This window comes from Verrucomicrobiia bacterium (genome assembly GCA_023953615.1).
GTDB lineage: Bacteria > Verrucomicrobiota > Verrucomicrobiia > Limisphaerales > JADLHS01 > JADLHS01.
Genome location: JAMLJH010000002.1, coordinates 348848 through 362386, shown reverse-complemented (window position 1 = coordinate 362386; position 13539 = coordinate 348848). Strand labels below are relative to the sequence as shown.

The window sequence follows — 13539 nt, the reverse complement described above, 5'->3', positions numbered from 1 at the left end:
CTCGATGAAAACCGAGTGAATCGCGGCGGCACGATCAAATTCACGCGGGAACTTCGCGCACTTTGCGTGAGTTGCACGCAGACAAAATGAATGATCCCGTGGAAGCAAATTATCTCAATTCTCCGCTTGCGATGCTCTGCTCGCAAAAGAGGGCGCGGGCATCGGTCGAGAAAGCCGTGAGCCGGTTGAATTGGTCCGATCGGACGTTACGCAACGCTCTGACAACCCACCGCAATGCCGCAAATCTTCTAAACTGTTTTCGAGTGACGGCGCTCGGCGACAGGCGCAAGGGTGTTGTCAAAACACATCGCGATGTTGCGAATGAAGAGTCGTCCGGCATCCGTCACTTCCACGCCAGTCGGCGTCCGGCGCACCAAACCATCCGCTTCGTAAGGCGCCAGCGCGGCCAGTTCGTTGGCGAAGTGTTGCTCGAAGTTGAGGTTCAACTGCCGCGACATATTCGCGAAATCAAGCGACAAATCGCACATCACGCGCATGATGGTTTCGCGGCGGATTTTATCCTCTTCAGTGACAAAGTAAGCCTTGTGCAACGGCACGCGTCCCGCCGCCACCACTTGCTGATATTGCGGCAGCTCCTTTTCATTCTGCCAATAGGCCTCGGGCGTTTGCGACACGCCCGACATGCCGAACGCGTAAATATCCGCTCCGGCCCGCGTGCTGTAGCCCTGGAAGTTGCGCTGCAATTGTTTCCGACGTTGCGCAATGGTCAGTTCATCCGTGGGCCGGGCAAAATGATCCATGCCGATATAGACGTATTGATTATCCGCCGTCAGCCGTTCGATCACGAGCTTGAGGATGGCCAGCTTGGTTTCGGGCGACGGCAGGATTTTATCCTCCAGAATTTTCTGCGCGGGCTTGATCCACGGCACGTGCGCGTAGCTGAACACCGCGAGCCGGTCCGGTTTCATGCCGAGCACAATGTCCAGCGTTTCGTTGAACGATTCCCGCGTCTGGAATGGCAATCCGTAGATCAAATCGAGATTGATCGAAGTATAACCGAGTTCGCGCAACCAATCCAAAGCCTGCTGCGTCATCTCGCGCGGTTGAATGCGATGCACGGCCTGCTGCACCTCGGGATTAAAATCCTGCACGCCCATCGAGGCGCGGTTGAAACCAACCTCCCGCAACGCCACCAGATGATCCCGCGTCAGCCGGCGCGGATCAATTTCCACGCTCGCTTCGATATCCGCCGCGAAGGTGAAATGTTTGTGGATGATGTCGCCGAGGCGGCGTAATTCATCCGGGCGCAGGAACGTGGGCGTGCCGCCGCCAAAGTGCAACTGCGCCACCCGCCGTTGCGGATGCAACAGCGTTTTCATCCGGGCCACCTCGCGTTCGAGATAATCCAGATAATCGGTCCCCTGACCGTGGTTCAGCGTGATGACTTTGGTGCAGGCGCAAAACCAGCAGCGCGTCTCGCAAAACGGAATATGAAAATAGATGGACAGGTCCCGCGGCGTCTGGTTGTTCACCGCAATTTTTTCCGCCAGTTGCTCCCACGAAATGGTGTCCACGAACTTGGTGGCGGGCGGATAGCTCGTATAACGCGGCCCCGCCACGTTATACTTCCGCACCAAATCCAAATCTACGTTTAGTATGTTCATCAATCAGTTCTCAATCCGTCCGACCCGGCCGCACCAGCGAAATCCAATCCGCGCGAATCACGACGACGAGGTCAAGGTGCGTCGGCGCGAAATTGCTTTACGGTGTCCACCAGCGCTTGAATGTTCTCCAGCCGGGCGCCGGGCGTCAAACCATGACCCAGATTGAAAATGTGCCCGGGCCGCCCATGCATGGTTTCCAAAATCCGCAACGTCTCGTGGCGCACCGCTTCGGGATCGGCCTCCACCAACAACTGCGGTCGCAAATTTCCCTGAATGCCAATGTGAGCGGGAATGGTTTGACGCGCAACCGCCAACTCAGTTTGCCAGTCCACGCCAATCACATTCGCCCCACTCGCCGTCAACTCCGGCCAGTTCCCGTGCGCGCCGAGCGAAAACACAATCACCGCCGGGGCAACGTGATTTTCCGCTGTCGCGGCGGATCTCTCCCCTGCCCCGACTTTTGGCGTGGAGGTTTCGCCCAGTCGGGCGATGATTTCACTGATCCAACGTCCGCTGGCTTCTGAAAATTCGGACGCCGCCAGATGGCCGCCGTGGCTGTCAAAAATCTGCAACGCGTCCACTCCCGTCGCCGCTTGCATTTTCAAATACGCGCTGATGGCCTCCGTCAATTTTTCCGCCAGTAAAAAATAAGTTTTCGGGTCTTCACGAAATAGCGCCAGGGCGCGACTGTATTTCGGCACGCTCGCGCCTTCCATCATGAAGGTGGCCAGCGTCCACGGCGAACCGCTGAAACCGATCAACGCGGTTTGATCGCCCAGTTCCTGCCGCAACGCTCGCAACGCCCGCTCCACGTAGCTCAAGCGTTCGCCCACGGCGGCGACGGAAAGTTTTTCAATATCGGCACGACTCGTGACCGCAAAATCCATCTGCACGCCGCCGGTTTCCTTGAAGTAATACCGCTGCCCCAGCGCTTCCGGAATCACGAGGATGTCACTGAACAAAATGGCCGCATCGAACCCAAAACGCCGCACCGGTTGCAGCGTGACTTCCACCGCCAACTCGGGATTTTGCACCAGCTCGACAAACGTGTAGGTCTGCTTCAAAGCGCGGTATTCCGGCAACACACGGCCAGCTTGGCGCATCAACCAGACCGGTGGCCGGTCGTTCGGCCGACACCGACAGGCATTGATGAAGCGCTGCCGCGCCGTCAGCGGCGCGTTCACGATTTTTGCAGAAAAGCGTTGGCCATGTGTTCAAGCGCAATGATCCACTGCGGATGCTCGTTGAGACAGGGAATGCGCGTAAATTCCTGCCCGCCCGCCGCCTTGAAATCCGCCTGCCCGCGCAAACCGATTTCCTCGAGCGTCTCCAAACAATCCGCTGCGAACGCCGGACAAATCACCAACAGACGCTTGCGACCTTCCCGGGCGAGACGGACGAGTTCCCGATCCGTGTATGGTTGCAGCCAGGGGGCTTTGCCAAGTCGGGACTGAAACGCTACCGAATACTTTCCCGCCGGCACACCGGCCTGTTGCACAAAGGCGCGTGTCGTCGCCAAACATTGCGCCCGATAGCACGTCGCGTGCGCCGGACTGGCAACCTCGCAGCAATTCTCGACTCGCAAACAATGGCAGCCGGTCGGATCGGCTTTATGCACGTGCCGTTCGGGAATGCCATGAAAACTGAACAAGAGATGGTCGTAGTTCGTTTGCAGAAATTCCCGCGCGCTGGCCACCAAGGCGCTGATGTAATCCGGCGCGTCATAATACGGCGGTTGCACGGCGAGCTTCAAATTCGGCGCGAGCTTCGCCGCCACCTGGCGCGCCCGCACCACGGCGGTTTCGTAACTCGACATCGCATAGTGTGGAAAGAGCGGGATCAGCAGCGCTTCCTGAATTCCCCGCGCCACCAGTTTTTTCACAGCGGATTCAATCGAAGGATTCTGGTAGCGCATGGCCAATTCAACCGGCACCGGCAAACGCTTTTGTAATTCCGCCTGCACCCGCTGACTGATGACGATGAGCGGCGAGCCTTCCTTGGTCCAAATCTGCCGATAGGCGTGCCCCGATTCCGCCGGACGCTTGATTAAAATCATGCCTACGATCCAGCGGCGCAGCGGCCACGAAACATCAATCACCCGCTTATCCATCAGGAATTGATTCAAATAGCGGCGCACGTCCGGAACGGACGGAGAATCAGGCGAACCGAGATTGGCCAGCAAAATGGCTTTGCTCATGCGCGGAAAGAGTAAGCCGAACCCAACCCGGTGGCCATCTTAGAAAACACCTGCCCGTCGCGTTTATGCCGGGGAGAATGACAACTGATACGAAGATCAGCAGCGGGCGACAGCGTTAAATCAGTCCAGACAACGACGCAGCGCAGGTTGCCACCCGCTCGGAAATTCTAATTCCCGAGAGCATCGAGTCGCTCAAAGACACGCCGTCACGATAGTGGCCCGCGAGGAAGAATCCCGGCCAGTGTTGTTCGAGTTGTTGCATCCGCTCCTTGAACCGACCGTACCCCACGTTGTATTGCGGAATGGCTCGCGGATACCGCGCCACATGACGGAACACCGGCTCGCCCCGCACTCCCAGCAGCGTCCGCAAATCATCGCAAACCAACTGCACCAACTCATCGTCGGCAAACTGGGCCGACTCGGGGTGCCGCGCGCCCCCCACATAAGTCGTCAACGTCAGATGCCCGCTCGGAGCGCGATTGGGAAATAGCGATGAGGAAAAAATCGTGCCCAGACTTTTGAAGCCCTCAATCTTCGGAATCAACATCCCGAACCCGGAACAATCATGCGCCACGTCCGCGCGCCGAAAACCCAGGACCACGCTGCTCACCGGTGGATAATGAATTTCCGCGAAGGCCGTCAAATCGGGTGGGAGTTTGGCGCCGTCGGTCGGCGGGTTCGATTCGCCTTCCAATTGCAACTCCGCCAGTTTGGTCGCCGTTCCACAAAATATCACCGCGTCGTGGTTGGCCGTAACCGCGCCTTGAGTCGTGTGGAAATGAACCGTCCAGCCTTGCGCCGTTCGGACCAGTTTGGTCACGGCGGTTTTCAACCGCACCGCGCGGCCCAGATGTTCGGCCAAGGTATCCGGTAAAACCTGCAACCCTTCATCAAACGAAAATTTCGGGGCGCGATCCTTGGCCACCTCGCCGCGACGTTTCCGTTCGCGCGCGCCAAAAATCTGCCCCTTGATCATCGAACCGTAATTGTCTTCCAGTGCTTTGAGCTTGGGGAAAGCGTGCGCAACCGAGAGTTGATACGGATCACCGGCATACACCCCGGCCACCAGCGCATCCACGGCGTGATCAAGAAATTCCTGGTTGAAGCGGCGCGTCACAAATTGCGCGATGCTTTCCTCCACACCATCGCGACGGGGCGGCACGAACGGCTCACGCAATGCCGCCAGCTTGGCTTTCCAGGTGAATAATTTCGTGGTGAGAAAACCGGGCGGCGAATGGGGCATCGGCACCGGGCGGCCATTACGAACCACGTAACGCGCCCGGGCCTTGGGATCGGTATCCAGTCGTCGCGCTTGCAGCCCCGCATCCCGGATGAGTTGGGAAATTTGCCGCGTCGTTTCCAGCAGGGTATTCGGGCCAAACTCCGCCAAAAATCCATCCGCGCGCAACGAACGAATGACCCCGCCCACGCGATCACCAGCCTCATAAACGGTGACGTCAAAACCGCGCCGCTGAAGATAAAACGCGGCGGTCAGTCCTGTGATTCCACCGCCAATGATTGCCACCGCCTTCATCACCATCAAACTGGTAGAGCCTCTCCTCCGGGGCAAGCGCAGAGTCTGACGACTCGATAATTTAACTTCGCTTTCACTCCACTTTGTTGTTGCGCCTCCATTTTATCGCGGCTTGAATCCCCTCGCTTTGCAACCGCGCACCCCGGTCGGACGCAGATTGAGTGCGCGAGGCGAACCAATTTACTCGGCCATCATGAAATACTCTCCCAGCTATTTTACCGCTCAGACAACCGGTCACTGCCCCGTCCGGCTAAGTCCTAGCGTTCGGTTCAAGCGTTTGGCGAAACCTCGCTCAAACTCCGCGTCACTCGGCCTCGGAATGGTGCTGGGGATTCTTGCAACCATCACCGCCGCCGAACCACGGTTTCCCAATCTCGCGACTCAAAGCGCGTTGCCGCAAGGCTCCGGCTTTGCCGCTCAATTCAAGGCCGACGCGGGAATCACCAATCATCCCGCCGTCATCTTTGCCGACGATTTCGAGCAGGGTGAACTGGGCGCGCGTTGGGACGAGAAAGGACGCACGGAAGGAAAAGCGCTGAGCTTGGTCCCGAGCGACGACCGACTCGGGGGGCAGCGTTGCCTGCGTGTCGAAGCCATCCTGGGCCAAAATACCGGTGACGGGTTAACCCAATGGTTCGAACCTACACCTCGGGTGTTCGTGCGATTTTATACGCGCTTCGATCCGAACTGCGATTACGTGCATCACTTCGTAACGTTGCGCGCCAATCAAGGTTTGCACGGCGGCGCGCGCTGGAGCGGTTTCGGCGGCGCGGGCGTGAAACCGAAGGGCGACGACCGCTTCTCCACCGCGCTCGAACCGTGGGGCAATTGGGCTCGCTGGCCGGCACCCGGCAAATGGAATTTTTATAGTTATTGGCACGAGATGGAAATTTCCGGGGACGGCAAGTATTGGGGCAATTCGTTTGCCGTCGAATCCCAACCGGTCATTCCCAAAGCGCGTTGGATTTGCGCCGAGTTCATGCTTCAGGAAAACACGCCCGATCAACCCGACGGCGAACAGGCGTTCTGGATTGAAGGCCAACTGGTCGGCCACTGGCGCGGAATCAATTGGCGCAAGGCGGCTGATCTGCACGCCAACGCGCTGACGCTCGAAACCTACATCACCGATATGTGGACAAAAAACGTGACCAATGTAGTCTGCTTCGACAATCTCGTGATCGCCCGGGAATATATCGGTCCGGCGGGCGCGGAATAAATCGTAACTCTCAGCGCCAGGCCGGACCCGGACTGTTGCCCGCCTGGGGTCACCGAAGCCAAAATCACAAATTCGCAACAACTTATGAAAACCTGGCAAGTTCTATCCCCCGGCGGTCTCGACCGTCTGGCGCTCAACGAAACCGCTGACCCGGGTGCGCCGGGGCCGGGCGAAATCCGTGTGGCCATCAAAGCCAATTCGCTGAATTACCACGATCTGCTTGTCGCCAACGGCGGCATTCCCACCGAACCCGGACGCATACCGCTTTCCGATGGGGCGGGTGTGGTGGAAGCGGTTGGCTCGGACGTGAACGAATTCCAAGTGGGCGATTCCGTCGTCTCCACGTTTTTTCCGGTTTGGCCGGCAGGCGCGCCAACTCCGCAAGTGGGCGGCTTCAAATACAATCCGGGCGATGGCGTGGATGGAATGGCCACCGAATTCGTCGTGCGTCCAACCGCAGCCTTCACTCATACCCCGCGCGGTTGGTCCCATCTGCAAGCCGCCACCATTACCACTTCCGCTCTCACGGCCTGGCGCGCGTTGGTGGTGGACGGAAAATTACGGGCGGGAGAAACCGTCCTCACTCAAGGCACGGGCGGCGTTTCCATTGCGGCGCTACAAATCGCCAAAGGCATGGGCGCACGAGTGATCGTTACCTCATCTTCCGACCAAAAACTTGAACGCGCCAAAAAACTGGGTGCGGATTTTACCATCAATTATCGTCAGGAACCGGAATGGGGCAAAAAAGCCTTTGCCTGGGCTGGCGACCGGGGTGTGGATCACGTCATTGAAGTCGGCGGTCCGGCCACGTTGGCGCAATCGCTCCAGGCGGTCAAGGTCGGCGGACACATCGCGCTGATTGGCGTATTGACCGGGATGAGCGGCGAACTGCCCGTCATCCTGGCCTTGCTCAAACAAGCACGCATTGGGGCGCTCATTGTCGGCAGCCGCCAGGACCAACAAAACTTTGTGCGAGCGCTGGAAGTCATTTCCGCCATGCCGATTGTGGATCAAGTCTATCCGGCCACAGAATTGGTGGCGGGATTCAAGCACCTGCAAAGCGCCCGCCACTTCGGCAAAATTTGCATCGAATGGTGATTGGAGATGGATTTCAATTTTCCGGCCAATTTCACGCTGGGCATCTGCCAATAGCGTTTAACGCCGGCAACTGCTTGACCATCACCCGATGGGCGATTTGGAAATCCGAGTGACCCGAATGGGTGACGACTCTGCGCCAGCGGCGGCAGCGGGCGAATGAAAAATCAGGAGCGACAAAATCAACATTGCTATTCGGCGCCGGGATTGCATAGAGTATCGCCCCACGTCGGGGCGTAGCGTAGCCTGGCTAGCGCGCTTGTTTCGGGTACAAGAGGTCGTGAGTTCAAATCTCACCGCCCCGACCATTCTTTCCAAGGGTTTTTGAAGATTTACTTGAGATCCTAACAAAATCCTAACACAATCGAGGCATGAAAAAAGCCCCGGCAAAAGCTCCAGCGTGGCCTAAAACCATCCGCAACGGATCGGTCATCGTTAAAATCTACCGGGTTGAAAACAAAGGCCGGGAAAGTTTCACCCTCTCCTACCATGCCGACGGTCTCGTATTTCATGGCCGGCAGAATCCTTCCCAGTGACGCAAGGCGTTGGCTTGCTCCGGCCCGCGCAGACCGGTGTTCTGCAGGTCGAGATAAATTTGCGCATCGCTGGCGAGCGGCGGGTCTTTGATGGTCTGCGTTTCGAAGAACACTCCCTCGTCGTCAGGGATGAGGAGACATACCTTACCGGTCTCCTCAAGGCTGTCCCAAACTTTCACGACATCATGGAAGGTGGGAGGTGGATTCGCCTTTCCATTAAAACAATCGGCAGTGAATGGGTCCACCTGACTCCGATTTTATTTGCATCTGAAATAGTCCGGGTCGGTGGTGTTTGTTATGCAACACAAACACCGTCAGCGGGAATGTATCAATTGCAAACGAGCCTTTGTTCCTGATCCCCGCAGCCGCCATCGCCAAATGTTCTGCTCAAATCCCGTCTGCAAAAAAGCCAGCAAGGCGTTGAGTCAAAAATTCTGGCACGCCAAGCCGGAAAACCAAAATTACTGGCGCGGGCTGGATCAACTTGAGCGTGTGCGTGCCTGGCGCAAGCGCAACCCCTTCTATTGGAAAAGGACCAAAAAATCAAAGTCCTGACGTTGCGTTACAAGATGACATAGTCACTTCGCTGCCAATTCATAAAATGGACCATAAAAAATATCCGTATGAAAAATGACGATGATCAAAATTCGCAAAATCGGGACGCCGCGTATGTCAGAAATGCCGTCGGTCAACCCAGGGGCGCCATTGCCGACCAGAGGGCGGCCATCCGGAAAGAGGCCCAACGCCAGAGGTGGAAAATCCCGAGGACGCACCCGGATGGCGGCGAGCCGGATTGAGCCGTTGTTTCGCAATGATGAATGAAAAATCAAACACTTTTGAAAACGTGGCCAGAGAAGATAAAAATGCAGTACTGAATTGCGCCGCAGCCTACGTGCGCATGTCCACTGAGCATCAGCAATACTCCACCAGCAACCAGATGGATGTGATCCTCGAATATGCCAAACATCGAGGGCTGGAAATCGTCAAAATCTATTCGGACGAAGGCAAAAGCGGGCTAAACATTGAAGGCCGGGAAGCGCTGTCGCAAATGTTGAATGATGTCCGCGGCGGGCAGATCAATTTTGCCAATATCCTCGTCTATGACGTAAGCCGGTGGGGAAGGTTTCAAGATCCCGATGAAAGCGCTCATTATGAATACACCTGCCGCAATGCGGGCGTCGCGGTGCATTATTGCGCTGAGCAATTTGAAAATGACGGCAGTCCCGTGTCCACCATTGTCAAAGGTGTCAAACGCGCGATGGCTGGCGAATACAGCCGTGAGTTGTCATCAAAAGTGTTCCAAGGCGCGTGCCGGTTGATCAAGGAGGGGTTCAAACAGGGTGGCCCAGCTGGATTTGGTCTGCGCCGGATGCTCATTGACCAGAGCGGCCAGCGCAAAGCGATGCTGAAAATGGGCGAACACAAAAGCATCCAAACTGACCGCGTAATTTTGGTGCGTGGACCGGACGAAGAGGTCAAGGTTGTGTACTGGATCTATCGCACATTCCTGGACGGCAACAACGAGTCCGAAATTGCTCAAGCGTTGAACGCAAAGGGAATTCGCACTGATTTTGGCCGGGCATGGACGCGCAGCACCGTTCATCAGATTCTCACCAATGAAAAATACATCGGCAACAATGTCTATCACCGCACGTCTTTCAAACTGAAACGCAAGCATGTAGAGAATCCGCCGGAACGATGGGTGCGCGCCGATGGCGTTTTCGAGGGCATCATCGCGCCGGAGCAGTTTTTCAAGGTGCGCGAAATCATTCTGGCGCGCAGTCGGAAGTTCACCGATGAGGAGATGTTGGAAAAATTGCGCGGCCTGTTGAGCCAGCACGGCCATATCAACGGCATCCTGATTGACGAGGCCGAAGGTTTTCCATCGAGCGCAGCCTATCGGCATCGCTTCGGCAGCCTGGTTTCGGCCTACAAACTCATCGGTTACGATCCCGGAATTGATTTCGCTTTCATCGAAGAGAACCGCCGCTTGCGCAAACAGCGACCGGATCTGGTGGCGTCCGTGATACAAAAAATCATCGCACTGGGTGGGACAGCGATCGTTGACGACGAAACGGATTTGGTGCTGGTGAATGGCGAGCTCCGGGTTTCCATCGTCCTGTGCCGACACACCACGACGCTGGCGGGTTCGTCGCGTTGGCTGATCCGGCTGGATGCCGGTTTGAAACCGGACCTCACCATCGCCGTCCGCATGGACGCGATCAACGAGGGGATCCGAGATTACTACATCCTGCCGGGCATCGATCTGACGTGGGAAAACTTGCGTATTGCTGAATGCAACGGCGTTTATCTGGACACCTATCGATTTGACACGCTGGACAATTTTTTCGCCATCACAGAACGAGTGAAACTGGAGGAGATTATATGAATGATGAAATCAAGATGATACCCATCGAGCGGATCCACATTTTGAATCCACGCCACCGCGACCAGAAGAAATTCGCACAGATAGTCCAAAGCATTAAGAACGTTGGGCTGAAAATGCCGATTCAAGTCAGCATCCGATCCGAGCGCGAGGCGGCTGGTCCGGAATATGATTTGATTTGCGGCCAGGGTCGCCTCGAAGCGTTCAAGGCGCTCGGTCACAAGGAAATCCCAGCCATCGTAGCAGACATCCCCAAGGAAGAGCGGCTGATTCGCGGTCTGGTTGAAAACATCGCCCGGCGTTATCCGCAGCCCATGGATTTGATCAATGAAATCGAACGGCTGAAGGCGCTCGGTTACAACCTTGGAGAAATCAGCAAGAAATTGGATGTCAGCGACCATCTGGTGCGCGGACTGATGAGTCTCAAAAAGGCGGGTGAAGGGCGGCTGCTTGAAGCGGCCATCACGGGCAAAATCCCGATCTGGGTCGCAGTGGATATTGCCAGGACCGATACGCTCGAAACGCAACGTGAACTGCTCAAGGCATACGAAAACAAGCAACTGGATTATTTGTCACTGAAATACGTCAAGGGACTAATTGTGCAGCGGCGGCTGATCGGCAAGCAACGCGCTGGCAAAGTCCAACCGGCAAAACCTAAAACCAGCGTCGAGACCATGGTGAGCGCGTACCGGAGAGAGAGCCAACGTCAGAAATTGATGATCAAAAAGGCACGAGTGTGCGAAGCCCGATTATCCTTCATCGTGACGGCGTTCAACAAACTGCTGGCCGACGAAAATTTTTTTAACCTGTTGCGGGCGGAGTCGCTGGCCACGGTGCCAAAATATTTATCGGCAAAACTCACACTCGGAAATCAGGAGGCAACAGGAAAATAATGAAAATCGGATTTGAGTTACGGAAAGTTCGGCTGACGCTGGATGCCATTTCACCGATGCGACAAATCAAAGATGTGCATAAGGGTATCCTGCGCTACCAAAAGATTTTGTCCTCCATCAAGACGGTGGGGTTGGTTGAACCGCTCGTGGTTTATCCTCAAAAAGACGCCCCGGGAAAGTATTTGCTGCAAAACGGGCATCTGCGATATGTGGCGCTTAGGGAATTGGGCGAAACGGCCGCCGACTGTATCATCGCGACCGACGATGAATGTTACACCTACAACGCGCGGGTCAGCCGGTTGCCGCCGATTCAGGAACACCAAATGATCGTCAAAGCGGTGCAAGAAGGTGTGAGCGTAGAGCGGATCGCGGCAGCACTGAACCTGCCCATCCATGTTGTGCTGGCGTCCATGAATCTGCTCAAAGGCATCCATAAACAGGCGGCGGAACTGTTGAAGGATAAAAATATTGCTCCCCAGGCCATCCGCCTATTGAAGCGAACCAACGGGATGCGGCAGATTGAAATCGCGGAAATGATGGTGGCGGCCAATAATTTTTTAACCGGCTACGCCGAGGCATTGGTATTGGGAACGCCCCAAAACCAACTGGTCAATCCCCACGATGCGAAGAAAAAGAAAGGCATGACGCCAGAGGGAATCGCGCGGTTAGAGAACGAGATGGAGACATTGGAGCGAGACCTGAAATCCATCACGGACAATTACACGGAAAATATGTTCACCCTGCAAATCGCGCAAACTTACATCAAAACGCTGCTGAAAAATTCCAAGGTTGTCCGGTATCTGACCGGCAACCACGCGGAGATCCATGCCGAATTTGAAATAATTGCTGCCGCTTCAGTCTGACCCCAAAACCATTTCATCCAAATGTTCCCAGCCCTCGGTCGGGGGATCAACGATTTGCCAGAGTAAAAAATCTCCATCGAGGCAGAGGCGGGAGACCTCGCGGACATAGATTCCATTCATCCATTCGGGTTCAGCCTGCATTGGGTGACGCGTTATCTGATTCCGTTCTGCTTGGACGACAGCTTTGATTGAATCGCGAAAGAGATGTTCTATTTCGCATCGGCTCTGCTCGACGCTGGCCCCGGCTGAATCCATAAGGCGTCATTCATGTAAGCGCGGGCGTATTCGTAAGGCATCTGGCCATCTCGGGAAGGACCATCCGAGTTGCGGAACAATAATACGCCTTCATCCGGCTTGGCGCCATCGCGGTAGCCCACGAGTAAGAGGCTGTGCCCGTCAAAGACTTGATCGGGTGGACACATCTGCAACACCCCCGCCTGCCAGCGTTCCCGTTGCGGCCAGCGGAATCCACCGCACACCGGCCAACCGGCAGCCAAGGTTTTTTAAGTCGAACCAACTCCGCATCGGTCAATCCGGTGGTGGGATTCCAGCGTTTGATCCAGTGTACGCGCAATCCCAGGTCCAGTTTCTGTTGCGCATCCATTTGCGCGACAGCTTCCGGTTTGCGCGCCGGCTCGAATTTCGGGGTGTAAGGCATGAGGTCCTCGCGGCACACACCAAACCGCGCGAAGCCTCGTTCGAAATCGGAAAAGAAACCGCCATCGCGCCGATTCTGACGCGTCTGATTCGCCGCCCAATTTAGAAAATCCACACTGAACAATTCCCCATGGTGCGTTTGGCTGGCGGCGGCAAATTCCAGCGCGCCGATATAGGTGAAAACCGAACAGGTCGGGCGCGCGCCCTGACGACGTGGCGACAATTGCCAGGCTTCAAACTTGGGACGCAAATCCACCGCCGCTGGCAGGAGAGATTGATTGGTGGTGATCGCGAGCGTCGCGTCGCTTGAATCCGCCGCCCAACTGAAGTCCACGCCAACGCAGGTGAGCATCAGCGCGAGGCGGCCAAGCAACCTGAATTGAAGTGGTACTCTCATGGGCGATACGCCATTGGCAACTGCGGGCAAGATAACGACGCACGCGCCAACTGTCGAGTTTGCGGCCCGATGACGCTGGCGTGATGAAATTACCGGCTGGGTTGGTAAAAGAAAAATGGCGGATGGCATCCCTACCATCC

At 56.2% G+C, this 13539-nt stretch carries 11 protein-coding genes and 1 tRNA gene; 6 read left to right on the top strand and 6 right to left on the bottom strand.

The features are described 5' to 3' along the window. Positions 1-248: 248 nt before the first annotated feature. The 4 genes from hemN to hemG all read right to left on the bottom strand — a co-directional run bounded on the left by hemN (position 249) and on the right by hemG (position 5356). A complete protein-coding gene (hemN, locus tag M9920_11685; GenBank protein MCO5052951.1) occupies positions 249-1625 on the bottom strand; it encodes an oxygen-independent coproporphyrinogen III oxidase in 1377 nt (458 codons plus the stop codon). Between the two features lie 71 nt (positions 1626-1696). Then, positions 1697-2809 carry a uroporphyrinogen decarboxylase gene (hemE, locus tag M9920_11680; GenBank protein MCO5052950.1) on the bottom strand — a complete coding sequence of 371 codons (1113 nt, stop codon included), beginning with the start codon at positions 2807-2809 and terminating at the stop codon, positions 1697-1699. Then, positions 2806-3822 carry a ferrochelatase gene (gene hemH / locus M9920_11675; GenBank protein MCO5052949.1) on the bottom strand — a complete coding sequence of 339 codons (1017 nt, stop codon included), beginning with the start codon at positions 3820-3822 and terminating at the stop codon, positions 2806-2808. Before hemH ends, hemE begins: the two co-directional genes overlap by 4 nt. A gap of 115 nt (positions 3823-3937) precedes the next feature. Beyond that, entirely contained in the window at positions 3938-5356 is a 1419-nt protein-coding gene (hemG, locus tag M9920_11670; protein MCO5052948.1) for a protoporphyrinogen oxidase, read from the bottom strand. Between the two features lie 319 nt (positions 5357-5675). Here hemG and M9920_11665 point away from each other — a divergent pair, with 319 nt between their 5' ends. From M9920_11665 to M9920_11655, 3 genes are all read left to right on the top strand, one after another. Beyond that, on the top strand, positions 5676-6572 hold the full coding sequence (locus tag M9920_11665) for a hypothetical protein (GenBank protein ID MCO5052947.1): 897 nt from the start codon (positions 5676-5678) through the stop codon (positions 6570-6572). Between the two features lie 84 nt (positions 6573-6656). Continuing rightward, complete coding sequence (locus M9920_11660) at positions 6657-7670, top strand: NAD(P)-dependent alcohol dehydrogenase (protein MCO5052946.1); 1014 nt, start codon at positions 6657-6659, stop codon at positions 7668-7670. A 227-nt stretch (positions 7671-7897) separates the two neighbouring features. After that, a tRNA-Pro gene (locus M9920_11655) sits at positions 7898-7975 on the top strand. 200 nt (positions 7976-8175) lie between these two features. On the opposite strand, the gene M9920_11650 is transcribed toward M9920_11655, so the two are convergent. Further along, positions 8176-8448: a hypothetical protein gene (locus M9920_11650; protein MCO5052945.1), complete on the bottom strand. Its 273-nt coding sequence runs from the start codon at positions 8446-8448 to the stop codon at positions 8176-8178. A 653-nt stretch (positions 8449-9101) separates the two neighbouring features. Between M9920_11650 and M9920_11645 the strand changes: the two genes are divergently transcribed. From M9920_11645 to M9920_11635, 3 genes are read left to right on the top strand one after another with little or no spacing between them, the layout of a single operon-like run. After that, positions 9102-10592 carry a recombinase family protein gene (locus M9920_11645; GenBank protein MCO5052944.1) on the top strand — a complete coding sequence of 497 codons (1491 nt, stop codon included), beginning with the start codon at positions 9102-9104 and terminating at the stop codon, positions 10590-10592. Between the two features lie 14 nt (positions 10593-10606). Further along, the gene (locus tag M9920_11640; GenBank protein MCO5052943.1) at positions 10607-11482 is read left to right on the top strand and encodes a ParB N-terminal domain-containing protein; all 876 of its coding nucleotides are present in this window, start codon (positions 10607-10609) and stop codon (positions 11480-11482) included. Continuing rightward, complete coding sequence (locus M9920_11635) at positions 11482-12345, top strand: ParB N-terminal domain-containing protein (GenBank protein MCO5052942.1); 864 nt, start codon at positions 11482-11484, stop codon at positions 12343-12345. Before M9920_11640 ends, M9920_11635 begins: the two co-directional genes overlap by 1 nt. Positions 12346-12610: 265 nt before the next feature. On the opposite strand, the gene M9920_11630 is transcribed toward M9920_11635, so the two are convergent. Beyond that, positions 12611-13399 carry a hypothetical protein gene (locus M9920_11630; GenBank protein MCO5052941.1) on the bottom strand — a complete coding sequence of 263 codons (789 nt, stop codon included), beginning with the start codon at positions 13397-13399 and terminating at the stop codon, positions 12611-12613. Between the last annotated feature and the right edge of the window lie 140 nt (positions 13400-13539).